Raw genomic sequence first — 26153 nt, 5'->3', positions numbered from 1 at the left:
TAAAACTGTAATTGTCTAATTTATTAATACACTTGCCAATTATCTTCGGAAGCTCTCTTCTCATCGCCTTATAGGCACTATGAGTCAGATTATTCTAAACCTAGAATTTTAAATTTCTTAAGGCCTGTTTTGTCGTGAACCTTATTAAAGAGTATCTTTTTATCCGTACTACTAACCACTGTTTTCTTGCTTGTACTGCTTTTATTTACAATCTGTTTTTCACTTTGAACTTTTTGAGTTTTTTTATGAGTTATTTAAGATTGTAGATCTACACTGCAAGTCTATATAGAAAAGAATATATAGTGGTTGAAATATTGAAATAAAAATTATTTTATTTATTAAGACTCAGAATATAGATCTGAGCATCTGTTCTTGTTTTTAATAAGTTGTAAGCAATTTTACTTCTTAAGCCACTGGTACAGCAAAGTACAATTTTTTTATCCTCGGGGATTGAATGCAAATGATCATTAAGCTCATATAATGGGAAATTATATCCACCGATATTGTATTCATCAAATTCAAAATCCTCTCGCACATCAATTAAAAACAGAGAAGAATCTTTTTCTTTTAAATATTCAAATGCTTCCAGGTTTATCTCCTCATAGTCGTTTTTAGCAGGACCCGAGGCAACCGACTCATAAACCGATTCAAATTTTTTATCAGAGGTTGAATTAGAGTCAATAGCGTTTACACTTTTTCCTATATTAAGGATCAATGAAGAATAGTTGAGTACATTAAGAATGAGTAATTTGCCTGATAGCACTTCGCCAAAGCCACAAATTAGTTTGATGGTTTCATTGGCCATATAACTGCCTATTATCCCCGGTAAACTGCCTATTACACCACCTTCATCACAATTTGGAACTTCATCAGCTGCCGGTGGTTCAGGAAATAGCGCCCTGTAATCCACCCCCCCTTTATGATTAAATACAGATACCTGACCTTCAAATTTAAAAATAGAACCAAATACCAATGGTTTGTTTAAAGCAACACAAGTATCATTAACCAGATAACGGGTAGGGAAGTTATCGGATCCATCCACTACCAGATCATAATCCTGAATTAATGAATTGGCATTATCCAGTTCAATTTTAAAAGGATAGGAAATGAAATTAACATGCGGATTAAGTAGCTGTAGCTTATTTACTGAGGTATCTGCTTTACTTTTTCCGATATCAGTAGTATTAAACAGTATTTGTCTGTGTAAGTTACTTTCATCCACAATATCATGATCAACAACAGCAATTGTGCCTATACCAGCTGCAGCAAGATAAAGTAACACCGGAGAACCCAAACCACCGGCCCCAATAACCAATACTTTGGCCGCTTTTAGCTTTTGCTGGCCCTCTATGCCTAGTTCTGGTAATAGTATCTGTCTGTTATATCTCTTTAATTCAGCGCTATCCATAGTTAATTAGTTTTTTGTTAAACTGACATCCCAATCTTTCCATACCGGTTCATAACCTTGGGAACTAATCATTTGGGCTATCTCTTTTGCGTTGCGCTCGTCAGAAATCTCAAATTGCTCTAACGACTGTGGCTCAACGGCATACCCACCAGGGTTAGTTTTAGAACCTGCACTTATAGATGTGATCCCTAATTTCACAATATTATTCCTAAAAACGATGGATTCACGTGTAGAAATTGATAATTCTACTTCCTCATTATATATTCTGTAAGCACAGATCAGTTGAACCAGCTCTTTGTCGCTCATCACAACTTTAGGCTCCAATCCGCCGCTAAATGGGCGTAAACGCGGAAATGAGATGCTGTATTTACTCTGCCAGTACCTTTTTTCAAGGTAGTTTAAGTGCATTGCTGTGAAAAAAGAATCTGTTCTCCAATCTTCCAAACCTATAAGCACACCTAATCCCATTTTATGAATTCCGGCTTGTCCCAATCTATCAGGCGTTTCCAATCTATACTGAAAGTTGGATTTTTTCCCTTTTGGGTGATGTTTTTTATAATCATCCTGATGATAAGTTTCCTGATAAACAAGAACTGTATTTAACCCATAGGGTGTAAGCTCTTTATAATCTTCGGTGTCTAATGGCTGAACTTCCATCGATATATGAGAAAAGTGAGGCTTAATAAGCTCCAATACTTTTTTGAAATATTCAGTATGCACGGTTTGATTGGCCTCGCCGGTAACCAGCAACACATGATCATATCCCATGTCTTTAATTACGGCGATTTCCTGCATAATTTCCATCGGAGACAGTGTTTTCCTCCTGACCTTATTGTCATAACTAAACCCGCAATAAGTGCAAATGTTATTGCATTCGTTAGAAAGATATAGCGGCACATACATTTGAATGGCTTTACCAAAACGCTTAAGGGTTAACTGCTGACTCATCTGTGCCATTTGTTCCAGATAAGGAGCTGCTGCGGGCGAAATAAGCGCTTTGAAATCCTCTAATGTTCTTTGAGAAGAATTTAGGGCACGCTCCACATCAGCACTCGTTTTGGCATAAATGCTTTTACTGGTCTCGTCCCAGTTGCAGGATTCGAAGAGGTCGGTAAAGCTAGTCATCTAAAAATGAGGTTAATGGGCTGCTGGCCACAGCATGTGAGTTAAGAGAACCAAGTTTGGCCTCAAAAGCCATTCTTCCGGCCTCTACGGCGATCTTAAAAGCTCTGGCCATTTGTTCAGGATATTGCGAAATTGCAATGGCGGTGTTTACTAAAACCGCATCAGCGCCAATTTCCATGGCCTTTGCCGCATCAGAAGGAGCGCCAATTCCTGCGTCAATAATTACGGGAACGTTACTCTGGCTAATGATGATTTCTAAGAAGTCAATCGTTTTTAAACCTTTATTACTGCCAATAGGAGAGCCCAAAGGCATTACAGCCGATGTTCCTGCATCTTCAAGTCGTTTACACAAAACCGGATCGGCATGTATGTAAGGAAGCACAATAAAACCTAGTTTTGCCAGTTCCTCTGTGGCTATTAATGTTTCAATTGGGTCGGGCATTAAATATTTTGGGTCTGGATGGATCTCTAGTTTGATCCAATTGGTTTCTAACGATTCTCTGGCCATTTGAGCCGCAAAAATGGCCTCTTTTGCATTGCGAACACCAGAAGTGTTAGGCAAAAGGTTAATATGAGGATGATTTAGGTGTATTAAAATATCATCGTCATTATGTTTCAGATCAACTCTTTTTAAAGCCACAGTTACCAGCTCCGATTCTGAAGCAAGTAACGCTTTTTCCATTTCAGTAGCTGAGCTGAACTTTCCGGTTCCCGTAAATAATCGGGATTTAAATGTTTTGTCTGCTATTTTTAACATAATAGTTAGTCTACGTTGTTTGTTATCAATGTTGTTTTTTGTTCGTCACCCTGAAATAAATTCAGGATGACGACCGGCTATTCAGGACGACGGAGCTAATAAATTTTCATAAATGCTATTTATAATGTCTGCTGTATTATTCTGATTAGTTAATGCACCCGATAATGCCACACCATGAACCCCGGTTGTCACAATCAAAGAAATATCATCCAATTCTATACCTCCAATTGCAATAATAGGAGTGGTGATACCAACCATAGAAGCCTGTTTCATAATTGTTTCATACCCCTCTAAACCGATTATAGGGCTTAAATTTTGTTTGGTATTGGTAAACCGATAAGGGCCTAATCCTACGTAATCAGCTCCCTCGGCAACTCTTTGTTTAACATGTTCAAATGTGTTTGCCGTACCACCAATAATCATTTGCTCGCCTACAATGCTTCTTGCCTCTGCGATTGGCATGTCGGTTAAGCCTAAATGTAGCCCGTAAGCTTCAGCTTTTAGCGCAGTTAAAGGATGATCATTTACAATTAACCGTGCTCCATAAGCCTTGCAAAGTGCATTGGCCTTAATGGCCAGTTCAAGAATCACGTCCTCAGGCTTGTTTTTAACCCTCAGTTGGATCCACTTTGCACCCGCGATAAGTGCCTTGTTAATGGCGTCAAGGTGGCTTGTGTTTTCAGTTTCCTGTGATATATAGTGTAGTTTATCAATCATAATGAATGGTACCCAAGTAGGGTGCTGTTACTGTTTAAGAATTTTTCGATATATAATTTAGCATTGCTGCAAGCTTGTTTTAATGGATAACCAAGTGCCACATTTGAGGCAATCGCTGCCGATAAAACACAGCCAGAGCCGTGTTTTTGATGAATTTGAGCAACTTGCGGACTAAATTCAGAAATGTTATCCTGCTCATATAGGTAATCAGTGCCTGTTGCAGCAACGCTATGCCCTCCTTTTAATAAAACCGGGCAATATTGTGCCCAAAGCTTAGCGGTCTGCCTTACATCCATTGCCTCGCCACCTAGACTTAGCATCTCATTGTAGTTTGGAGTAATCAAGTCTATCTGTTTAAATACCGGCGATAATATTTCCATTCCATTTGCCCAGTCGTGAAATTCATAACCTGAGCTTGCCTTTAATACTGGGTCTACAATGATCTTTAAATCAGGACTTTTTGATTTAAGGAAATAGACCACCTCCTGTAAGACAGCAACATCCTTTATTAGCCCTATTTTACAGGCCGACACTTGGAATTTGGTCATTAAAGGCTCAAGTTGTGCAATGATTTGAAGTGAATCCAACCAGTCGTTCTTCAAAAATTCGCTGTCTGTTTGCACTGTCAGTGCACTGCAGATGCCAAAGCCATAAACATGGTGTTGTTCAAAGCACTTTACATCTGCCAAAACACCGGCGCCTGCACAGGGATCAAATCCCGCAATACTAATTGCATATGGTCTGTTTGCTAACATCTTTCCTGTATACTTTTAAAATTACGGGTCGCTTTTGAAGGGTCATTCCAAATAAAACCAAGTACGGCCACTCCATCAAAGCCCATTGAATGGAGCGTTTCTGCATTTTCAGCATCAATTCCACCCAGTGCTATCAGTTTTGTGTTGTTTAAACGCTGCGGTAATCTAAAATCCTGATTAAGCACACCAGCATACCTTGGTTTGGATATGCTGTTAAACACCGGTCCGAAAAAGGTATAATCAAATCCTTTCAAATTATTGATATCTTCAAGCTGATGGATAGATGTACTTAACACCATGTCTTTAACATTAAGCGTTGTTTTAGCCTCCTGTAATTGTTTTCTGTAGGCTTCCTTGTAATGCAGTCGTTTAATCCCAAAGAAGTCTGTAAGTTCATGGTAATGATGTAATGCAATCCTACTATGATATGCCTCATCAATTTCAGAAATCAGCTGTTTACAGTACGCTCTAGTACATGAATTTTTTCTTAAATGAAATATATCTAATCCGCTTTCAAACAGTTGATTAATTATATTTGATTCATTATCAAGCATAGAAGGATTTGCAATTACAATTACATTCATCTACAAATAGATTTCGCTGCCTTTCTCTGTAAATTCTTTAGATTTTTCTGCCATTCCTTTGGCCAGTGCATCCTGTTCATCAACGCCCTGCTTTGCGGCATACTCCCTAACATCCTGAGTGATCTTCATCGAGCAGAAGTTAGGCCCGCACATCGAGCAGAAGTGAGCGATCTTTGCACCATCTGCAGGTAAGGTTTCATCATGAAATTCCTTTGCCGTATCCGGATCAAGAGAAAGGTTAAACTGATCTTCCCATCTAAATTCAAATCTTGCCTTGCTCAAAGCGTTGTCTCTGTATTGCGCACCAGGGTGACCTTTTGCTAAATCGGCAGCATGAGCGGCAATTTTATAGGTAATTACACCATCTTTAACGTCTTTTTTATTTGGTAAGCCGAGATGCTCTTTTGGCGTAACATAACACAACATTGCAGTTCCAAACCAACCTATCATGGCGGCGCCGATGGCCGATGTGATGTGATCATAACCCGGAGCAATATCAGTAGTTAGGGGGCCTAAAGTATAGAAAGGAGCTTCAGAGCAATGCTCCAGCTGTTTCTCCATATTTTCTTTAATCAGGTGCATCGGTACGTGACCAGGGCCTTCAATTATGGTTTGCACATCATGTTTCCAGGCAATTTTGGTTAGCTCACCAAGCGTTTCCAATTCAGCAAACTGAGCTTCATCGTTAGCATCGGCAATACAACCGGGTCTTAAACCATCGCCTAACGAAAAGGACACATCATAAGCCTTCATGATCTCGCAAATTTCTTCAAAATGGGTGTAAAGGAAGCTTTCCTTGTGATGTGCAAGGCACCATTTAGCCATAATAGATCCACCTCTTGATACAATTCCGGTTACCCTTTTTGCCGTAAGCGGGATATAACGTAACAAGACACCGGCATGTATAGTAAAGTAATCTACACCCTGTTCTGCCTGTTCAATTAAAGTATCCCTAAAGAGCTCCCAGGTCAAATCTTCGGCTTTTCCATTAACCTTTTCTAATGCCTGATATATTGGAACTGTTCCAATTGGAACCGGAGAATTACGAATAATCCATTCACGTGTTTCGTGGATGTTTTTTCCGGTCGATAAGTCCATTATCGTATCTGCACCCCATCGGCATGCCCATACTGCCTTTTCAACTTCTTCTTCAATAGAAGAGGTTACGGCCGAGTTACCGATGTTGGCGTTGATTTTAACCAGAAAATTACGGCCAATAATCATTGGCTCTAATTCAGGATGGTTAATGTTGCAAGGAATTACCGCCCTGCCCGAAGCTACTTCCTGACGAACAAATTCGGGTGTAATGTAACCTTTTGGTGTATTTGCGCCAAAGCTATGGCCTTTATGCTGATGACTCATTACATCATATTGTGCACCCAGCTGCCCATTTAAAAGATCTATTCTTTGGTTTTCTCTAATGGCAATGTATTCCATTTCGGCAGTAATAATGCCTTTTTTTGCGTAATGCATTTGCGAAACATTAGCACCATTTTTTGCCTTGTAAGGTTTGTTGATGTAGGCAAAACGCAACGAATCCAGTTTACTGTCGGCCAGGCGCTGCTGACCGTAATCAGAAGAAATATGGTCTAGTTGTTCAACATCGAGTCTGTTGGTTATCCATTTTTCTCTTAACCTGGGCAAACCTTCTCTTACATCGATATGGGCACTGGGATCAGTATAGGGCCCACTGGTATCATAAATTGTTACCGGAGGGTTTGGTTCTGTTAAACCGAAGCCATTGTGGATTTTGGTATCGCTCAAACTAATCTCGCGCATGGCAACTTCAATATCGTGCAATTGTCCTTTTACAAAAATCTTGCGTGAGGCAGGGAAGGGACTACGGCTGATCACTTCTTCGGTTGGAGTTTTTTCACTTTTCATAAATACTTTAATTTATAATGAAGGATTGATTTAATACATGATTGGGCTATTAACCACCTTGGGTGGCTTTAATTAGAATTACCTGGTCGCCATGTTTTAGCTCATGTTCAGCCCAGGAAGACTTAGAAATAATGGTTTGATTGATGGCTACAGCGATACCTTTAGCCTGAACGTTAATAACAGACAGCATTTGTTCGACAGAACAAGGGTTGTTAAATTGGTAATTTTGTTGATTTACAGTTATTTCCATCTTTAAGTAAATTGGAAAAACTATAGAGATTGCCCATAACGGGACGAAAAGACAGCAATAGATTTGCTTCTACTTTTCCCTTCGGCAGTACTAACTGCATCAGGTTCAAAGGGTATATCTCAGCGCAAGGCACCCCTAAAGTTTTTTGTAAAGCTATGTTATTTTTTGGAAAAACAAATAGGAGAGGTTTAAAAATTGCATGTAGTGACTCGTCAGTTCTTTGGTTTAATCAAAGGAGATGCAGGCGGTTCGGGAAAATGACAAATATGTCGCACGAAGATATGACGGTTTATCTAGCTCCAGGTATTTCAATACCATAGTAGGTCTATTAATAAATGAAATATTATCTGAAGAGGATTTAACGAACTTCATCAGAGGCAAAGGAGGATCTTTTAAAAATGGCAGAACGACATAAAGACCTTTAGAAAATCTACCACTACGTTTGTGCATCTATAACTACCTCAATTTGTTCTTGTCTAGGTATACTATTTGACTGTTAACAAAGTGAATAAAACTTTTGTTCATTACTAATGAATAATATCTTTTGTTATCAAAGAATAATTGGGCTAAGAAGCATTTAAGAAAAAAATAGTAAGATAAAATAATCTGATCATCTTGCTAAATAGTTTTTTCAGCTCCAATTTGAATTGTTTACATTTGTAGCCTATTAATTACGACTAGCTGCGCTTTAGGGTGATTAATTTTATTTTTTTCATCTCAAGTTAATGATTTCAAATAGTAAACATCGGTTTTTCTTAAGCCTTTTCTTTTTCATTTCAGGATTTAGCTTTGCTACCTGGGCCTCAAGGATTCCTACAATTAAAACCGCGTTTGGATTTAATGAAGCAGAATTAGGAAGTATTTTATTGGCAATGCCGGTTGGTTCTTTAATCGGGTTACCTATCTCGGGTTGGTTAGTATCAAAATACAATAGTCGTGTGCCATTAACGGTTGGCTATGCATTAAATGCACTTTCGCTTGCGCTGATAGGAATTGCGCACAATACCTTTAGTCTTGTCTTTGCAATCTGTGTATTCGCTTTTACAACCAGAATATTCAATATTTCTGTAAATACCCAAACACTAACGCTACAAAAGAGATTTGAGAAAAAGATAATAGGTTCATTTCATGGGTTTTGGAGTATTGGGGGGATAGCAGGAATTGCCTTGTCTACACTTTTACTGACCTTAGATGTTACGCTGGCAGTACACTTTTCTATAGTTGCCGTGTTGATGTTGCTTGTAACCTTGTATTCGTATCAGTTTTTGTTAAAAGGAGATAAATCTGAAACAGGCAACAAGTTGATATTGAGTAAGCCAGACCCCTATATATTTTACCTTGGTATAGTTGTGTTTTTATGCGCAATATGCGAAGGAGGGATGTTCGACTGGAGTGGGATTTACTTTCAGGAAGTGTTAAATGCGCCAATATTTACTTATGGATACCTGATCTTTATGACCTTTATGGCAACATCAAGGTTCCTTTCTGATATTATCATTGTAAGGTTTGGTATGCCAAAAACATATATTATGAGCGCTGTTTTTATTGTGTTAGGAATTTCCCTGGCCATTATATTTCCAACATTCTGGACAGCTATGATCGGTTTTTCATTAGTAGGCTTTGGAACTGCATCAATAATACCAATGTCGTACGCACTGGCAGGTGCGTCAAAGAAGTACTCTCCGGGGATGGCCATATCTATTATAGCCACTTATTCGATAACTGGAATGCTGTTAGGACCTCCTTTAATTGGATACCTGGCGCATGCATTTAATTTAAGAGTATCCTTTGTAATTTTTGGAATATGTGGACTGCTACTTGTTCCAATAACAAAAATGTTTTTCAAACACCAAAGGATAACTCTAGATATTAAACCATAAATTAAGCCTTTTGAATGGCGTCATTTGCATCATCAGCGGTATTTTTGATTGCTGATTTTGCTTTTTCTAATTCAGTATCTCTAAATTCCTTAAACTCCTGAGATACAGAGTTCACTTTAGTCTTAACGTTGTCTACAACCTGATTTTTTAGACCCCCAAGACTTTGTTTTCCATTATTGATATTGTCCTTAATGGAATGGAAACCATCTTTTACGTTATCTGCAAGGTCTAATGCTTTATCAGATATTCTTTCTCTTGTTCTTTTTCCACTGTCAGGAGCAAATAGTACTCCTATAACAGCACCTACCGCTAAACCAGCTAATAATCCAACTATTGCTCCAGATTTGTCAGTTGGCATGGCTGGGAAATTGGATAAGCGGCTAGATATTAATTTTTTATAATTCATAATAGATGTTTTTTACTTAATCTCTAACACATTCCGTACCAGAGTGTTTTAATAAATTGAAATTTAATCATATTGTGTAGTCGCCGGTAGAAAATCGTGTAGCAGTTTAAGAAAGAGAAAGCGGAAAACTGGTATATTTAGGGTAAATATGAAAAGATTCTGTTTCTCCCTGGTTTTATTCCTTGTCATTAATGCAGGTGCAATCAGGTCTCAGTCTATTAATCCCGATAGTACACAACAAGTTTTTACAGAGCTGGTAACACTTAGGAAGCAACTTGTTTTGCAGGTGAAAACTGCTACAGATACAGCCCTTGTAATTAGCCGGATGCTTGAGCTTGGGCTGTGGGGAACAGCTGATAGTTTGATTGAATCATCAAAACATAATGATATAGATTATCAACTACTTAAGTGTAATTACTTGATCTTAAATAATAAATACAAAGATGCCGAAGCAATAATATCTCAGGTGCTTAGACAAGAGCGAAAAAATGAAAAAGCATTGCTGATAAAAGGCTTTCTGGAGATACAGGCATGGCGCTTATTAAAGGCTGAAAATATAGCAAAGCAAGTGCTTCAGAATAACCCCGATAGTGAAGAGGCGGAGCTTTTACTGGGCAGAGTTAAGCTGCTTAAAAAGGAATACGAAACAGCCTTACAGATTGCAAAAGAGATACAGCGGCGAAATCCAAAAAGTGCCAAAGCCTATCTGTTGGAAGCCGATGTTTATTTCTGGGATCAGCATCCTGAAAAGGCCGAACAACCGCTAATTAAATCACTTGAACTAGATCCCTTCAATGCAGATGCAAGATTCAGTTACGGCTATGCAATATGGAGAAGGGTAAATGCAACACAATTAAATGCCATGGCTGCCCAGTGGGAACTGGCACTGGCAATTAATCCGCTTCATTATCAAACCCACTGGCATTGGGGCAATGGCCATACCAATTTAACCTATGCAGATTATGCTGAAGCTAATGATGAAGAGGTTAGAAAGTCGCTTTTAAAGGCCGATCAGCGAATAAGAAGCAATGATGTGCAGGGAGCAATAGATATTACTAGGGCAATAGAAAAGCAATACAGCAACTCTGTTTTGCCTTTAATGCATAGGGCGTCGATTTATTATAGCGCATTTGATCTTGATAGGGGCATGTGCCTTGACTCTGCAGAGTATATTTTTAAAGCCATTTTGCATAGAAAAAAGCACTATGGTCCGGCTCATAATGGTTTGTCGGCAGTTATTAAATCGAAAAGGATTCCTTACCTGGATGCCTTCGATGCCATCACCAAAACACTGGTCAATACCAAGATCAGGGATATGAAGAATTTCACCAAAGTGTTTTCTGATGTAAGCTATTATCCGGGGGAAACTGCGAAAGCAATGGTTTGGAATCAGTTATATTCATCAGTAGCTTATTTTCCTTTTTTATCTAAACAGGCCAATACCTTTAAAATACCTCCATTGCATCAGGATTTAGCGGTAACAATGGGCGCTCCGGCTTTCAGGTACATGACCACATTTGATAACAGGCAGTGGATGGATATTAGAGGGGTAGGAAGTGGAGCCGCAGGAATCGAGTATGTAGAGCGCGGTGCGTTTATGGAGCGAAATGTGGTGTTGCATGAGTACGTGCATTTGTTTCATGGAGCAGTACTAACCGATGCTGAAAGCAGAAAAATAAGGGCGCTATACTACAATGCCATGAAACAAAAGCGTACACTGGATTATTACTCTCAAAACAATGAAAGCGAGTATTTTGCGCAAACTTATCCAGCATATTTTGAGTCTGTAAAAGTGCATCCGCTTGATTTTAAATCAATGAATACAACTGCCGATTTAAAATCAAAGGATCCTGATATGTATCGTTTTTTGGATAACTTGGTTTCAAAGGAAAAGGCCTATTTGGCTGGCGATAAAAAGGCTATGGCCAGCAATTGGGCTGAGGTTTATGTTAACCTGGCAAGTCGGGCCGGTAATTCAAAGCTGGCGGTGGCTTATCTGGATACAGCTTTGACTTATGATGCTAAGTATCTTCCGGCATTTCTGAGTATTGCCCATCTCAAAATTTATAACAAAGATTTTAGCGGAGCTGAGCAGTGGCTGGTAAAGGCTAAAAATATTGATATGGTTTATGCACCTATTTATGCAATGTATGCAGATCTGGTTGCAGCTAAATACTCGGTTAGACAAATCAGTCAGGAAGAATCTGTTAAACAACAGGCAGCTTATCTGCAGCAATCTATTACTCTTGAAGACGATTATCAGGAGCTGGCAAAGGACAATTTGTTGCTTCGGGAAATGTACAGGAAAAATGCCAAGTTGAAGGAAGCCATTGAAGCGGCTGATCTGTATGTTAAAACCGGAGCCACAGTGTCTACCTATTTAAGGGATAGAATAGCTGATGCTATTGCGTTTTCTGCATCTTTAAGGGCGACCTTAGGAGATACACAGCAAGTTGCTGTTTTGAAAAGGCTGGTTGATCAGAAACCTCAGAATTTTGAACTTAGAAATATGTATGCTGATGCTTTGGCCGAAAACAAGCAATATGAATCAGCCATTGCTACATTAAAAGAAGCCCAGAGGATTTTGACCGCTTCAGGAAATGGAAGACCAGATTATAATTTAAGAATAGCAGAGTTCTATAATGAATTGAAAAAGAAGGATAGTGCTAATCTTTATTTGCAGCCATTTTTATCGGGTAAGTTATATGTAAAAGGGCTTGATCAATTAAGGTACATAAGGCTGCTGACCCAAAAAGGCTATAAAACAAAGGCATCAGAGCTATTAAAAAAGGTTAACAGATCTGGCGACAATATTTATGCTTCAGATTATTTATATACTTCTGCAAAATTGCTGCAGGCCAATCGTCGCAAAACAGAAAGTATGGCGCTGTATGAAAAGGCAATTCAGTTAAACCCATATCATTTTGCTGCCTATCAAGAATTAATTGATTATGCTAAAGCTAGAAAACAAGCTAAGAGAATCAGTGAGTTAGAGTTAAAGATTAAAAAAAATAACCTTAGGTAGGCTAAAATTAAAGCTGATTTTTTTTACCAAAAATAGACTAATTAACCTATTTTATTAGCTACTTTTGCAGTGTGTACTTTTTACACTAACTATAGTAGATTATGAAGAAAAGTTTGCTTGCTTTAACCCTTGGAGGCCTTGGAATCGGGATCACAGAATTTGTGATGATGGGCCTTTTGCCAGACATCGCAAAAGATTTACATATTACCATACCCCAGGCCGGGCATCTTATTTCTGCTTATGCTTTAGGAGTTGTAATTGGCGCACCTTTATTAGTAGTTATTGCAGGTAGCTATCCTCCAAAAAAAATACTGATGGTTTTAATGCTCATGTTTACAGGTTTTAATGCCTTTTCGGCATTTGCACCAGATTATAATACCATGTTTGCAGCTCGTTTGCTGGCAGGCTTGCCTCATGGAGCTTTCTTTGGAGTGGGCTCTGTAGTTGCAAGCAGGATTGCAGAAAAGGGTAAAGAAGCTCAATCTGTGTCGCTAATGTTTGCCGGATTAACGATAGCAAACGTAATAGGGGTGCCACTGGGTACTTATATTGGCCATAACTACTCATGGAGATACACTTTCGTCATCATTGTTATTGTAGGTATAGTTACTTTGTTGAGTTTAAAATCATGGATGCCAGCGCTTCCTGCTACCAAAAACCGTGATTTGGGTAAAGAGCTTAACTTCTTTAAACTTCCTGAATCATGGTTAATTATTTTAATGATTGCAATTGGTACAGGTGGGTTGTTTTCTTGGTATAGCTATATCGCTCCACTGCTTACCGAAGTTTCAGGATTCTCGGCCAATTCAATCACGTATATCTTGGTTGTTGCTGGATTAGGGATGTTGGTAGGTAACTTTATCGGAGGTAAACTTGCAGATAAAATATCGCCAGCAAAGGCAACTATAGCACTACTGATCGCAATGTCCGTTAGTCTTTTAATTGTACATTATGTATCTGGAAATCAGGTGTTGGCTGTAATAATGACATTTGTGACCGGTGCAATTGCCTTTGCAGCGGCATCACCAATTCAGATGCTGATGATCAATACGGCTAAAGGTTCAGAAATGCTTGCTGCTTCGGTTAGTCAGGCCAGTTTTAACATAGGTAACGCACTTGGTGCATTTTTAGGTGGTTTGCCACTAGCAGCAGGTTATGATTATACTTCTCCGGTTTCGGTGGGTTCAATAATGGCTTTAACAGGTGCTGCGTTTGCATGGGTACTTATTGCAAGAAGCAGAAGGGTTTCAAAACTGAATTACGCATAAAAGTTCTAGATTAGTGTCGTGAAAGACATTATCCCAGTCCATAAACTCTATGAGCGCTCTTCGGCAGGAATGGAGGTTATTTATTTTGAAAACGTTAAAGAACGTGCTTCGATTTTAAGCGCACACCGCGACGATCATTATATTTTTTTATATCAGGAAAAGGGAGAAAGCAATTTCATGCTTGATTTTAGGTCCCTTTTGGTTAATGACCGTGCCATATTATATGTACTGCCGGGGCAGGTGCATCACAGCATAGATAGTAAAAATGTTTCAGGTTGGTTTTTGGCTATTGATACCCTATTGGTTAATGAAGAGTACAGAACTATTTTTGAGCAGTACATTATAAGCAATGGGCCCTTATCACTTGATGATGCTAAAGCAGAAAAATTTAGACAATGCCTGAAATTACTTCATGAAAGGTTTTTGCTTATTGAGGAGCCATTGAGCAGGGCAATTGCCCATTCTCTTGCACAATCCTATATCGGGATGGTTGCCGAAGCTTATCTTTCACAAACTCAATTTGGGCAAAAGCAAAATACTAGACCGGTGCAGATCAATAGCCAATTTAGGAGTCTGCTGCTGGTCAATTTTAAAACAATTAAAAGCCCTTCTGAGTATGCAGAAAAATTAAACATTTCTCTTACTTATTTAAATGAGGTGGTTAAGGGGCTAACAGGATTTCCGGTTAGTTACTGGATTCATAATGAGATTGTGCTTGAAGCAAAGCGGCTGCTATACTATACCGATCTAACGGTAAAAGAAATCTCATTTGAATTGGGATTCTCAGATCATACTTATTTTTCCAGATTGTTTACTAAGTTTGCCGGCACTTCTGCTGGAGCCTTCAGGGCTATATACCGCAAATAGTCCAATACTTACCTTTGTTTCTTCATTGTAAGGTGAGCGTTTTTAACGTTGTTTTGTAACGTCAAAACAAAGAATTATGAATTTAATAAAAAGAAAGGTGCTTGTATTATTTGAAAAACAATTTGCTAAAACAGGACATGTTCTGGATGTTCGTGCATGGAATCCTTCAACATTTTACGAAATAGACCTGCACTTGCCAGGGGTAGATATGAGCAAGTGGCAAAGCGTACAGCACATGAAATGTAAAGTTGCCGATGGCATTTACAGAGATTATACACCTGCGCATTGGGATGAGGATACACAAACCTGTACATTGTATGTTGATGCAGCGCACGACGGTAGTGGAAGTAAATGGGCTGCCAGCTTAAAACCAAGGGACCAGATTACGTATCTTGGAATTTCAAGTACTTTTACAAAGCCAGTTTCTTCTGCGTCATTAACCTGCCTTGGCGATAGTTCTGCAATAGGGCATTTTTTGGCTTTAGAGCAATTGGCTGGTAAGGGAAATGTTTCGGGAGCTGTAGTAATCAAGGAAGAAGAACACCGTAAAGCATTTATGTCTTATTTCGATTCTACATTGGAGGCTATCCCTCAAAAAGTGAGTAATAACATTAACAACTTGCAGGAGTGGTTACAGGAACAAAACCTTGATGGTAGCGCGGTATACTTAGCAGGCAATGTTCCTATGGTTGTTGAGCTCAGAAAAATAATTAAAGCATTACCAGGTTTTAATGGATGTGTTAAAGTTCAGGGTTTTTGGTGGTAAAATTTTATCTTTGCCGCCAGGAATAAAGAAGGAATAATGAGTAGTGCACCGCTGGAAAGAATCCAAAATGAAATAGAGCCATTAAGGCAACAGATAATCAATCATAAAGTTTATTCAGTTATCAATGATCTTGAAGATCTAAGGATCTTTATGCAATACCATGTGTATGCAGTTTGGGATTTCATGTCGCTGTTAAAATCACTTCAAATTAACCTTACCTGTACTACTATTCCCTGGTTCCCGGTTGGATCAGCAAACAACCGCTATTTAATTAATGAGATTGTTGCCGGAGAAGAATCTGATGTGGATAGTAAAGGCGAAAGGAAAAGTCACTTTGAGATGTATCTTGAGGCAATGAACCAATGCGGAGCAGATACCAGTCAGATTGATCAGTTTGTAAACGCATTGAAAACAACCGGTGATTTGAATAAAGCTTATGAGTTGTCTGAAACTCCAGATGAGGCCAGAAGCTTTGTAGACTTTACTTTTAAAATAATCAGCAGCAATCAGCCGCATTTGCAGGCAAGTACGTTTACGTTTGGCAGAGAAGATTTGATACCTAATATGTTCCTGACTATCGTAAACGACCTGAACAAGAAATTTCCTGATCAGATCTCTTTATTTAAGTACTATCTGGATAGACATATAGAAGTTGATGGAGATCATCATAGTCACCTTGCGCTTGAAATGACGTCAGATCTATGCGGTAATAGCGATGAATACTGGAAAGCCGCAGAGCGAGCTACAATAGAATCGCTTAAAAAGCGGATTGAACTATGGGATGGCGCCTACAACAAAATTGTATTTGCCACCACTACAGCCTAGATTATTTCATCAGATCAAAGAATTTTGGTAAATCCTTTTCATTGCTTGAGTAAAACTTCAGCTTTTTAGCTGTGTCGTAAAGGTATAGTGATGGATATTGTTTTGGGTGAAACAAGGGAATAAACACGCGATCGCGGTCTTGTAGTATCGTAACATTCTTTAGTGCCTGTAATGGCTTACCGTAATTGGTAAAAAAGTAATCTATAGAACGTTGTTCGTCCTGCGTAATCATATAAATATTAACGTTCTTTAGCTCTTTAGTTCTTTTAGACATGTTTGCGGCCGTTCTTTGGCAGTGTTCGCAAGTAGCATCAAAGAACATTAATAAGGCTTTTTTTCCTTTAGCTATCTGACTTGTAGAATAAGCATTGCCATCAGTTTTGTAGAAAACAGCCGTAGGCAACACGCTACCCGGCAAAAGCGCCTGGCTAAAAGCAATTGTAGAAAATGCACAAAGGATTAAAGAGAATATTATTTTTTTCATAGGATGTTCTTAATAAAGAAAGCGCTAATATCATATTCTTTATAATAATTAACGTCATTTAAAACCTAATTTTTACAATAGAACGTTCAGGTATGGATAAGGATGTTTGCTCTAAGTACTTGCAAATGGCTTGTTTGTGCAACAATAAGATGATAAAAGGTTAGCCATAATTGTATATAAAAACTTTTCTCTAAGTTTGTTTACATACAAATGAGCAAGGAATGGAAGTCGAAAATTTAGAGCCGGCAGCGCTTTGGAATAATTTTATCAGTTTAAATGCAATACCCCGTGCATCAAAAAAGGAGCAAAGGGTAATACAGTTTATGGTTGATTTTGGTGAAAGCCTTGGACTGCAAACAATTCAGGATCGTACTGGAAACGTAATTGTAAAGAAGCCGGCAACTGCTGGTATGGAAAACAGACAAACTGTAATTCTGCAGTCGCACCTGGATATGGTTCACCAAAAGAATGGCGATACAATTTTTAATTTTGATACCCAGGGTATTGAAATGTATGTAGATGGGGATTGGGTTAAAGCTAAGGGTACTACACTGGGTGCTGATAATGGTATTGGGGTAGCCACTATTATGAGCATTTTAGCTTCGTCCGATATTGCCCATCCTTCTATTGAAGCTTTATTTACAATAGATGAAGAAACCGGTATGACGGGGGCAAAGGAGCTTGATCCATCTAATCTTTCCGGAACTATTTTGCTTAACCTTGATACCGAAGAAGATGATGAGCTTACCATTGGCTGTGCCGGTGGTATAGATACGAATACAATATATACTTATAAACAAAAACAGGTTGCAGACAGTAGCGTTGCTTTTGAGATCTCTATAAAAGGTTTACTAGGTGGCCACTCTGGTATGGATATCCATAAAGGCAGGGCCAATGCAAATAAATTGATGAACCGGTTGCTTTATGAAGCAAATAAGGAGCTTGGTATTCAGTTGAATTCGGTAAATGGCGGAAGCTTAAGAAATGCCATTCCTAGAGAATCTAAAGCTGTAGTAGTAGTAGCGCCCACTCAAAAAGAGAAATTTAATTCCTTTATAAAAAGTTTTACAGCTATTGTTGAGGCAGAATTTCATGCCATAGAACCTTCTTTGTCGATTTCTGCAGTGGAAACCGAATTGTCTAAGTTTGCAATGGACGAAGGAGATTTTACCAAGATCGTGAATGCAATTTATTCACTTCCCAACGGAGTTTTTAGGATGAGCCCTGATATTGCTGATCTTGTGGAAGCCTCTTCTAATCTGGCCAGAGTTATTGTTGGAAACGGAGAATTTGTTACCCAATCATTGCAGCGCAGTAGTGTTGAAAGTACTAAACGTGATGTAGCAATTGCTGTTGGTGCATCCCTGGAAATTATTGGATGCGATGTTTCGCGCAGCGGTGATTATCCGGGTTGGAAACCTAATCCCGATTCTGGTATTTTAGAATTGATGGCAGATTTATATAGAACCAGTTTTAATTCTGAACCTAATGTTAAAGCCTGCCACGCTGGTTTAGAGTGCGGTATTTTGGGTGGCCATCTGCCTGGAATGGATATGATCTCCTTTGGACCCACAATTCATGGTGCCCATTCTCCGGATGAAAAAGTACAGGTATCTTCAGTACAAAAATTCTGGGGCTATTTGCTAAAAGTACTTCAACAAATTCCACTTAAAAATAACTAAATACTAGCCTACGTTTTGCCCTAATTATGAAAGTTTACATATACGCATTTTTAATACTTATTGTATTTTCTTTATATCAATGTCAGAGTTATAAAAAGGTTTCTACTGCAAAAGCTACTTCCGATAAACCCATCGATTTTAACATATCGCCTGTGGTTCCTGCCAATGAATCGATAAGTAAAATGATTGTAGAAGATGGTTTTGAGGTAGAACTTATTGCGGCCGAACCAATAGTAACAACCCCTGTGGCAATGAGCTTTGATCAGAAAGGGCGCATGTGGGTAGTAGAAATGAATGGATACATGCCTGATACATTGGGTACCGGAGAAGATAAGCCATCGGGTAAGATCATTATTCTGGAAGATAAAAATAAAGATGGTGTTGCAGGCGAACGTAAGTTGGTAATCGACTCTTTGGTGCTTCCAAGAGCCATTTGTTTAATTGAAGATGGAATTTTGGTAGCTGAACCACCCAATTTATGGTACTATGAGCTTAAAAATGATAAACCGGTTAAAAGAACGCTTGTAGATAGTAAATATGCCGTAGATGGGAATGTAGAGCATCAGCCAAATGGCTTGTTAAGGGCCCTTGATAACTGGATTTACAATGCAAAATCGAGTAAACGATATAAAAAGCAAGGCGATAAATGGTTGATTGAGGACACTCATTTTAGAGGTCAATGGGGGGTAAGTCAGGATAATTATGGCAGGTTATACTATAATGATAATTCCACGAACTTGTTGGGCGATTATTTTAGTCCTGGTTTTGGTGCCTCAAATAAAAATCAAAGAGGGGTGGATGGCTTTTCTGAAAGAACGGTGCCAAACAACCGAGTATATCCAATTAGGCCAACGCCGGGCGTAAACAGAGGTTATTCGCCAGGAACATTAGATGATAGCTTAAGATTAAGAAACTTTACAGCAGCTTGTGGTCCGTTGATTTACCGTGGAGACCTGTTTGGCAGTGCTTATGATTTTAACGCTTTTGTAGCAGAACCTTCAGCTAACTTAATTAAAAGAAATATTTTAAAAGAAACCGGATATGTAGTAAAAGGTGAGCAGGCATATAAAGATAAAGAGTTTCTGGCTAGCGTTGATGAAAGATTCAGACCGGTTAGCTTATACAATGGCCCTGATGGGGCATTATATGTTGTAGACATGTATAGAGGGATTATACAGCATAAAACCTATGTTACGCCATATTTGTCGGGGCAGATTAAAGCCAGAAACCTAACGTTGCCATTGGCATGTGGCCGAATTTATAAGATTGTTCCTAAAGGTAAAAAGGCCGTTGCTACAAGCATCCCTAATGATCCTGAAAAATTGATAGCGCTATTGGGAAGTGCTAATGGTTATTTACGAGATATGGCTCAGCAAACTTTGATAGACGGAAAATATAAGCAAGCAATTCCTCATTTAAAGGCAGTTTTAAAACAAACAACAAATTCCCTACAGGTAATTCATGCGTTATGGACGCTGGAAGGCCTTAATGCGTTGGAAACTAACGAGATATTGTCCTTGTTGAAAAATACAGAATGGCCAATTCGTATGCAGGCATTAACGGTACTGCCATCGGTAATTAACTCATCATCTTATACTAGCTATGTGAAAGCATTAGATGAATTAGTTGATAGTAACGATGAATTGGCTGCTCCTTATGTGGCATTTGTATCAAAATATATTAAGCCATTTAATGAACAAGCTGCCGATAACATGCTGGTAAATCTGATTAAAAAGTATCCTAATAACAGTTTTGTTTCTGATGCTGTGATCAGCAATTTAGCCTATCGCGAAGAGTCTTTTAAAGAAGCAATAGCCAAGTTTGAGCCCGATACCAATCTGAGAATAAACAAACAGTTGCAGAAAGTAATCACGACTTATAATAACACTAAAAAGAACCGAGATCCGGATGCGCTTGCTAAAGAGTATCCAAAAGGATCGGCACTGTTCTTATCCACCTGTCAAACTTGCCATTCGCACGATGGTAACGGTATTGCGTCTTTAGCGCCACCATTAAATAAGTCGCAATGGGTAAATGGTGATAAAAACACTTTAATTTCAATTGTCTTATTTGGGCTTACAGGCCCGGTAAATGTTAATGGCCATGTATATGAAGCACCGGAAATTGCCGGTGATATGCCTGGAATTGGCCATAGCGATGAAATTTCCGATGAAGATATTGCTCAGTTGTTAAGCTTTATTAGAAGCTCATGGCAAAACAATGCAGGTAAAATTGATGTTAAAGACGTAGTTAGTGTTCGTGAGAAACTTAAAAGCAGGCAAAAAGCATTTACAGTTGCCGAATTAGAATCAAAAAATTGAAATTAGATTTATGAAAGTAATAATTGGATCAGATCATGCAGGTTTTGCTTATAAAACCGTATTAGTAAAAATGTTGCTTGATGAGGGGTATGAAGTGATAGATAAGGGTACTCATACAAGTGCACCCAGCGATTATCCTGATCATGCTGCGCATGTAGCCCATGCTTTGTTAAATAAAGAAGGCGATAGGGGAATTTTAGTGTGCGGCAGTTCAGTAGGAGTTAGTGTAGCTGCAAATAAATTTAAAGGTATTAGGGCTGGTGTATGCCATGATACCTATTCGGCACATCAGTCTGTTGAGCACGACGATGTGAATGTTTTATGTATTGGAGAACGTGTTATTGGAATTGAGTTGGCCAAGGATATAGTTAGAGCGTTTCTCAGGGCTATCTTTTCTAATGAAGAACGACATGTTAAACGATTAGAAAAAATAGCCGCCATTGAGAGGGGAGAGATGTAGGGGGTTATTGATTTGTAATGACTTGTCCATCAAAAGCATGTTCTGTTCCAGATGGAGTAAGCATGCCTCTTGATATGATGGTATAAGTTTTTCCTTTCTTGATATCGATGTCTTTCAGTTCTTTTTTAACTGCACCAGATGCTTTATCTTTAATTTCGAAGGTATAAATTTTAGCAGGAATCTCTACAAAATCACTTGCAGCTTTGTACGCCTTGTCGGTAGCTACTGCAATGCTATCTTTAAATGCAAGATTAAGCGCAGAAGCATCAGGCGATAAATTAATAAACCTTACAAATGCTTTTTCAGCGGCAGGAGTTTTAATGTCATCGTTGATAAGAAGATAATCAAGGCTTGTTTGTTTGCCGATAAAGAATAGAGAATAGATTTTGCCGTTTTCGAATTTTAAACTCTCTGAAAGCAAGCTTTCTGTACTGCTTTCTGTTGTAAGTTTACCTGTATAGTCACCCGGACTTAAACGGAAATAAGATATAACGCCTCCAAAATTAAGGGCTCCGGAATTTACTTTACTCTGGTTCAAATAGAAATTATAAGTAGCTAATGTTGGCGAGGTATTAGTAACACTTAACAGAGAAATTTCTGGATCTGGTGCAGGATCATCGTTTTTGCAAGATTGCATTAGTAAGGTTAAAAGCAAGATGATTATAGCTACAATGCAGATTATAAATGAGTTTGAGTAAGCGCTTTTAGTAAAGGATTTAGTGGCCATAAGAATTGGTTTAGGGTTTATAGTTAACAATAGAGCATTGATGATGGTAAAAAAACAGAGCCGGCTCACATGAGCCGACCCTGAATCTAAATTAACGCTCTCAAACCACTAAACGAGTCGAGTTGATAAATCGCTACAGCAGGAATAAAAAAAAATGAAAATTATTCTTCTTTAAGTAGCATACTGGCTAAAGGCTCATCTCTGCTGTAAATATCTTTACGGAAATTTAACCGGTTATTTCGGTCAATAAAGGCTGTGAAATAGGCTATATAAACAGGAACCTTGTTTTTTAATGTAACGTATTGCTCTTTTCCCGAATTCATGGCTGTTTTTATCTTAGCTGCATCCCAGCCTTTGCTGTTTTTAAGTAGAAATGCGGCAAGTTTTTCAGGATCTTCTACACGGATACAACCATGGCTAAACGCCCTGGATGACTCTCCGAACAACGATTTTGAAGGGGTGTCGTGCAGGTAGATGTCGTAACTGTTGGGAAACAGGAACTTTACAAGCCCTAAAGAGTTTTTAGGCCCGGGTTTTTGCCTTACCACAGGCAAACCACCACTATAACCCGTTATTTCCATCTGATGGCTTTTAATGTAGTTTTTGTTGCGTCGCATGTTGGGTAGAACCTCATTACGAACAATACTTGTAGGAACATTCCAGTAAGGACTGAATACTACATATTTCATATCACCCGAAAAGATGACTGTTTTGTGTATAGATTGGCCCACTACAACATTTGCACTCCATAATAAGCTATCTGCATGGTAAACATGCAGTTTAAATTCAGGGATGTTTACGCCAAGGTAATTAGAGTCAATTTGTACTGGCAACCATCGGCTACGCTCCATATTTACTAAAAGCTGTCTGATTCTCTTTTTTAACGGTGTATTTAGTCCTGTTAATGTGCCCGGCCCAATTGCCCCATCCGGGGTCATGCCACTTCTTTCCTGAAACTGTTTTACAGCTAAAAGAAATTCATCATTGTAATGAGTATCGGTAGTATCACCTTTAAAATCTTCTAGCTTGAACAGACGTGTTTTTATTTGGGCAATCACTTCCGAAGAATCTCCAGGTTTATAAGATTTTTTATCAGCTACTATCGGGTTCCATGGGTCTTTTTGATCAAGCTCGCGATATTTAATAAGGAAGTTCTTTAAAAGATCATATTGCCTGTAAACCGGAGCAACCGTTGCACCTGCAAATTTGGCTGGGCTTTTAATCATGCTGTCCAGATAAGCATCGTATGCGATCTTTTTACGTGGAAGAAACCATTCAGAAGATTTGCTAATAGAAGCATCCATACCTTCCCATGCTAATTTGGCAAAAACAAAATATTGAGCAGTAAGCATGAGCTCTAGTCTGATGTCTGGTTTTTTACTTGGCTTGGCATAGATCATAGAATCCAATGCAGCCCTATATGGGATATCCTTGTCGATTCCTTCATCTTTAAGATTTTTAACCCGATCGGTAAGGTTGCCTGCCTGTTCTATTAATCCATTTTTGTTATACCATGCAAAAGCAAAGTGTCTGTTGTTATAGAATTTTTGGATTGAAGCAGCATATTCTTTAAGTAATGGATGTGCAGTGATAAATGATTCTATTTGAAGGGTGTCAAAGAAAAGCTCCTGTTCGGAATTAAAATTTCCGGGAATGGTTTTGTTCCAGTCTTTAATAGAACGCCTTTTTAATGAGTCTTTTGTGATTTTTGTTACCTTCTTTTCAGATTGGTTACAGCTATTTAAAGATAGCAAACCAAAAAGCAAAAAGGCTACAATAGGGAAGGGGCGTAACAAATTCATGCTTTAATTTTATTTAATAAATATCATGATTCCAAATTGATTTGAAAAGTAAAGCCGGACTAAAAATGAGGATATGAACATCTTTTTGTATTTTGTTTTTGTAAGTTGCTGTATTACAGTTGTTTTTTGATTTCCAACTGTTCATAACTATGTTGAAAACCTGTTGGTAAACTGTTAGTGGATTGTTAGAAAAATAAATCAGATTTTCCTTGTTTTCAATGGTTTAAGTGTGTAAATTAGATCTATCAATTACGAAGTACTTTGACAGTCTGAAGAAATTCCAAAAAGAACACTTAGCTTAAGGGCAAAAAGATTCTGGTAATTTCGATGATCAGTAAATAAAAACTCGAAGTTCAAAGGAGACAGAGAACACGAGATTTAAGATTACCGGAGCCCCAGCGCAAAGGTATGTAGACTGTGTCAGGACGGACGTATCTCAGATGATGAAGCCTACGGGATGATTTATAAAGAGATAACTTAGACGGGTTTCAAAGTTCGTGAGAACTAAGAATACTACGAAATGGTAAAGTAAAAGAAGAATTGGTGCTTTTTTATGGCTACGGCGATAAAAAGGTGGAAGCGGAGTACTCAAATCGAAAGAAGCGAGACTCCGTTTTCTTGTTTACTGGCCTTTTTGTTCAACTCTTTTTGACCTTTGGTTAAATAATTCTGTCTTAGAAATTTGTGGTTATTTAAATTTGTATTTAATCTTGTATCGGTTAACAAGAAAGGAATAAATCAAAATGTTGAAGCTAAGCGTAAACCCTGAAAAGTAAATTAAAACACAAGCCCGTTCTTTGCAGATTGTGAAATGCCTGATTAATGACGATTGGCAAGAGGGAGGCCTCGCATATATTATGGTTGTCCGCCAGCATAAAACACTTAACTTAATAGTGGGCATCTTTATGATAGACGTGTATTGCCTGGGATTAAAAGAGACAGCTTTTGAATTCAATATACCTCCGGATGAACTCAAAAACTTAACCGCTGATTCAAACTGGGAAGAATGTGATTATGCCCTGGTGCACAATATCATTTATGGAGGTATTGATTACGCAGAAGATTTTGGATTCAGACCACACAAAGATTTTCAGGTTACAAAATTCCTGTTAGAAAATGATGATGACAATATAGAGTTTATAGATATAGAATTTGGTAGGGAAGGGAAGCCGTGCTTTATAATCTCACCTGATGACGATCCTGTTGATGTGAAAAATACCATCAGTACATTGGAGCGCAATGCTGGTCAAGGCAATTTCGAGATCTTGTTTTCAGAAGATTCAGAAGACGAGGGCTGGGATGATGATGATGACCCTGATGAATACTTGGATGAGCATTTCAATCTAGATGAAATGACAAAAGTGACAACTGAATTAAACCTATCCTATAATGAGGCATTCAGAACTCAGGCAGAAGTAAAAAGTTTAATGGACTATCCACTAGCGCAGAATTATGAAATTACCTGGGATTCCATTGAAAATAAATACAATCTCTTTGATAATCAGGAACAAAAAAGGGAATATATCAAGTTTCATAAATTAATCACCCATGATGATGCTGAACTTATCATACCGCAAATAGAAAAAGCGATTGCAAAATGGCCTGATAAAGTCCTATTCTATAACTTATTGCAGTCTGCCTATGCAATTAACGATCAGATTAGCAAATCAAATGCAACCATAAAAGAAATGTTCAAGCTATTTCCTGGCTACATCTTTGCCAAAATATCCTATGCCAACATGATGATCGATGCAGGTGACGCTGAACTGGCTATTAAAGTATTTCAATATAAAACCGATCTGAATCAGCTTTATCCGGAACGTAACGTATTTCATTTTACAGAAGTTACCTCCTATTTTGCAACGCTTTGCCGCTATTATACTGCAATAGGTAACATTGATTTAGCTCATACTTATATGCACTTTTTGATCAATAACAGTATGGTCGGTCTTTCTAGGCAAAGTGTCGCTAACCTTGCAATGATGGAGCTTTGCACTGCAAAAATAGCAAAGCTAGATGCATTGTAATTGTTGTGTCTGCTGTTCTTGTATATTTTTCAACGACTTTCCAACGATTCATAGACGACTTTGAAATGATTCTGAACGACCTTTTGTCGTTTGTAAGACTTTCTGATGTGAGGTGAGAGACGATGGTGTATTA

The 26153-nt window shown here is 38.4% G+C and carries 22 protein-coding genes and 1 riboswitch; of the genes, 10 read left to right on the top strand and 12 right to left on the bottom strand.

Going from position 1 to position 26153, the window contains the following annotated elements; translation table 11 throughout:
- Positions 1-331 precede the first annotated feature (331 nt).
- From AC6CH7_RS24980 to thiS, 8 genes are all read right to left on the bottom strand, one after another.
- A complete protein-coding gene (locus tag AC6CH7_RS24980; RefSeq protein WP_498265304.1) occupies positions 332-1408 on the bottom strand; it encodes a ThiF family adenylyltransferase in 1077 nt (358 codons plus the stop codon).
- A gap of 6 nt (positions 1409-1414) precedes the next feature.
- A complete protein-coding gene (gene thiH, locus AC6CH7_RS24975; RefSeq protein ID WP_498265303.1) occupies positions 1415-2533 on the bottom strand; it encodes a 2-iminoacetate synthase ThiH in 1119 nt (372 codons plus the stop codon).
- A complete protein-coding gene (locus tag AC6CH7_RS24970) occupies positions 2526-3290 on the bottom strand; it encodes a thiazole synthase (protein ID WP_498265302.1) in 765 nt (254 codons plus the stop codon). Before AC6CH7_RS24970 ends, thiH begins: the two co-directional genes overlap by 8 nt.
- An 81-nt stretch (positions 3291-3371) precedes the next feature.
- The gene (locus AC6CH7_RS24965) at positions 3372-4007 is read right to left on the bottom strand and encodes a thiamine phosphate synthase (protein ID WP_498265301.1); all 636 of its coding nucleotides are present in this window, start codon (positions 4005-4007) and stop codon (positions 3372-3374) included.
- A complete protein-coding gene (locus tag AC6CH7_RS24960; RefSeq protein WP_498265300.1) occupies positions 4004-4762 on the bottom strand; it encodes a hydroxymethylpyrimidine/phosphomethylpyrimidine kinase in 759 nt (252 codons plus the stop codon). Before AC6CH7_RS24960 ends, AC6CH7_RS24965 begins: the two co-directional genes overlap by 4 nt.
- Complete coding sequence (locus AC6CH7_RS24955) at positions 4756-5346, bottom strand: thiamine phosphate synthase (protein ID WP_498265299.1); 591 nt, start codon at positions 5344-5346, stop codon at positions 4756-4758. Before AC6CH7_RS24955 ends, AC6CH7_RS24960 begins: the two co-directional genes overlap by 7 nt.
- Complete coding sequence (gene thiC, locus AC6CH7_RS24950; protein ID WP_498265298.1) at positions 5347-7230, bottom strand: phosphomethylpyrimidine synthase ThiC; 1884 nt, start codon at positions 7228-7230, stop codon at positions 5347-5349.
- A 49-nt stretch (positions 7231-7279) separates the two neighbouring features.
- Entirely contained in the window at positions 7280-7480 is a 201-nt protein-coding gene (thiS, locus tag AC6CH7_RS24945) for a sulfur carrier protein ThiS (RefSeq protein ID WP_498265297.1), read from the bottom strand.
- Between the two features lie 59 nt (positions 7481-7539).
- Positions 7540-7627, bottom strand: a riboswitch (TPP riboswitch).
- A 578-nt stretch (positions 7628-8205) separates the two neighbouring features.
- Between thiS and AC6CH7_RS24940 the strand changes: the two genes are divergently transcribed.
- Positions 8206-9360: an MFS transporter gene (locus AC6CH7_RS24940; RefSeq protein ID WP_498265296.1), complete on the top strand. Its 1155-nt coding sequence runs from the start codon at positions 8206-8208 to the stop codon at positions 9358-9360.
- Between the two features lies 1 nt (position 9361).
- Here AC6CH7_RS24940 and AC6CH7_RS24935 read toward each other — a convergent pair whose 3' ends face one another.
- Positions 9362-9766, bottom strand: a complete 405-nt coding sequence (locus AC6CH7_RS24935) for a YtxH domain-containing protein (RefSeq protein WP_498265295.1) — start codon at positions 9764-9766, stop codon at positions 9362-9364.
- 148 nt (positions 9767-9914) lie between these two features.
- Between AC6CH7_RS24935 and AC6CH7_RS24930 the strand changes: the two genes are divergently transcribed.
- The 5 genes from AC6CH7_RS24930 to AC6CH7_RS24910 all read left to right on the top strand — a co-directional run bounded on the left by AC6CH7_RS24930 (position 9915) and on the right by AC6CH7_RS24910 (position 16517).
- Positions 9915-12791 carry a tetratricopeptide repeat protein gene (locus tag AC6CH7_RS24930; RefSeq protein ID WP_498265294.1) on the top strand — a complete coding sequence of 959 codons (2877 nt, stop codon included), beginning with the start codon at positions 9915-9917 and terminating at the stop codon, positions 12789-12791.
- A gap of 101 nt (positions 12792-12892) precedes the next feature.
- Positions 12893-14059 (top strand): MFS transporter, encoded by a 1167-nt coding sequence (locus AC6CH7_RS24925; RefSeq protein WP_498265293.1) that lies wholly within the window; start codon positions 12893-12895, stop codon positions 14057-14059.
- Between the two features lie 18 nt (positions 14060-14077).
- Positions 14078-14926: a helix-turn-helix domain-containing protein gene (locus AC6CH7_RS24920; protein WP_498265292.1), complete on the top strand. Its 849-nt coding sequence runs from the start codon at positions 14078-14080 to the stop codon at positions 14924-14926.
- Between the two features lie 76 nt (positions 14927-15002).
- Entirely contained in the window at positions 15003-15692 is a 690-nt protein-coding gene (locus AC6CH7_RS24915; protein WP_498265291.1) for an SIP domain-containing protein, read from the top strand.
- Positions 15693-15728: 36 nt separating this feature from the next.
- Positions 15729-16517 carry a DUF3050 domain-containing protein gene (locus tag AC6CH7_RS24910; protein ID WP_498265290.1) on the top strand — a complete coding sequence of 263 codons (789 nt, stop codon included), beginning with the start codon at positions 15729-15731 and terminating at the stop codon, positions 16515-16517.
- Position 16518: 1 nt separating this feature from the next.
- Here AC6CH7_RS24910 and AC6CH7_RS24905 read toward each other — a convergent pair whose 3' ends face one another.
- Positions 16519-17001: a peroxiredoxin family protein gene (locus AC6CH7_RS24905; RefSeq protein ID WP_498265289.1), complete on the bottom strand. Its 483-nt coding sequence runs from the start codon at positions 16999-17001 to the stop codon at positions 16519-16521.
- Positions 17002-17222: 221 nt separating this feature from the next.
- Here AC6CH7_RS24905 and AC6CH7_RS24900 point away from each other — a divergent pair, with 221 nt between their 5' ends.
- Genes AC6CH7_RS24900 through rpiB form a run of 3 tightly spaced genes read left to right on the top strand, consistent with a single transcriptional unit; the run spans position 17223 to position 21464 of the window.
- Entirely contained in the window at positions 17223-18683 is a 1461-nt protein-coding gene (locus AC6CH7_RS24900) for an aminoacyl-histidine dipeptidase (protein WP_498265288.1), read from the top strand.
- Between the two features lie 26 nt (positions 18684-18709).
- Entirely contained in the window at positions 18710-21004 is a 2295-nt protein-coding gene (locus AC6CH7_RS24895) for a DUF7133 domain-containing protein (RefSeq protein WP_498265287.1), read from the top strand.
- 10 nt (positions 21005-21014) lie between these two features.
- Positions 21015-21464 (top strand): ribose 5-phosphate isomerase B, encoded by a 450-nt coding sequence (rpiB, locus tag AC6CH7_RS24890; protein WP_498265286.1) that lies wholly within the window; start codon positions 21015-21017, stop codon positions 21462-21464.
- A gap of 4 nt (positions 21465-21468) precedes the next feature.
- Here rpiB and AC6CH7_RS24885 read toward each other — a convergent pair whose 3' ends face one another.
- Positions 21469-22191, bottom strand: a complete 723-nt coding sequence (locus AC6CH7_RS24885) for a DUF4397 domain-containing protein (protein WP_498265285.1) — start codon at positions 22189-22191, stop codon at positions 21469-21471.
- A 161-nt stretch (positions 22192-22352) separates the two neighbouring features.
- Positions 22353-23993: a L,D-transpeptidase family protein gene (locus tag AC6CH7_RS24880; protein ID WP_498265284.1), complete on the bottom strand. Its 1641-nt coding sequence runs from the start codon at positions 23991-23993 to the stop codon at positions 22353-22355.
- A 797-nt stretch (positions 23994-24790) separates the two neighbouring features.
- Between AC6CH7_RS24880 and AC6CH7_RS24875 the strand changes: the two genes are divergently transcribed.
- Complete coding sequence (locus AC6CH7_RS24875; RefSeq protein WP_498265283.1) at positions 24791-26020, top strand: tetratricopeptide repeat protein; 1230 nt, start codon at positions 24791-24793, stop codon at positions 26018-26020.
- Positions 26021-26153 lie beyond the last annotated feature (133 nt).

The sequence above is a fragment of the Pedobacter sp. GQ55 genome, from assembly GCF_059758925.1.
This window is presented reverse-complemented; position numbering and strand designations above follow the sequence as displayed.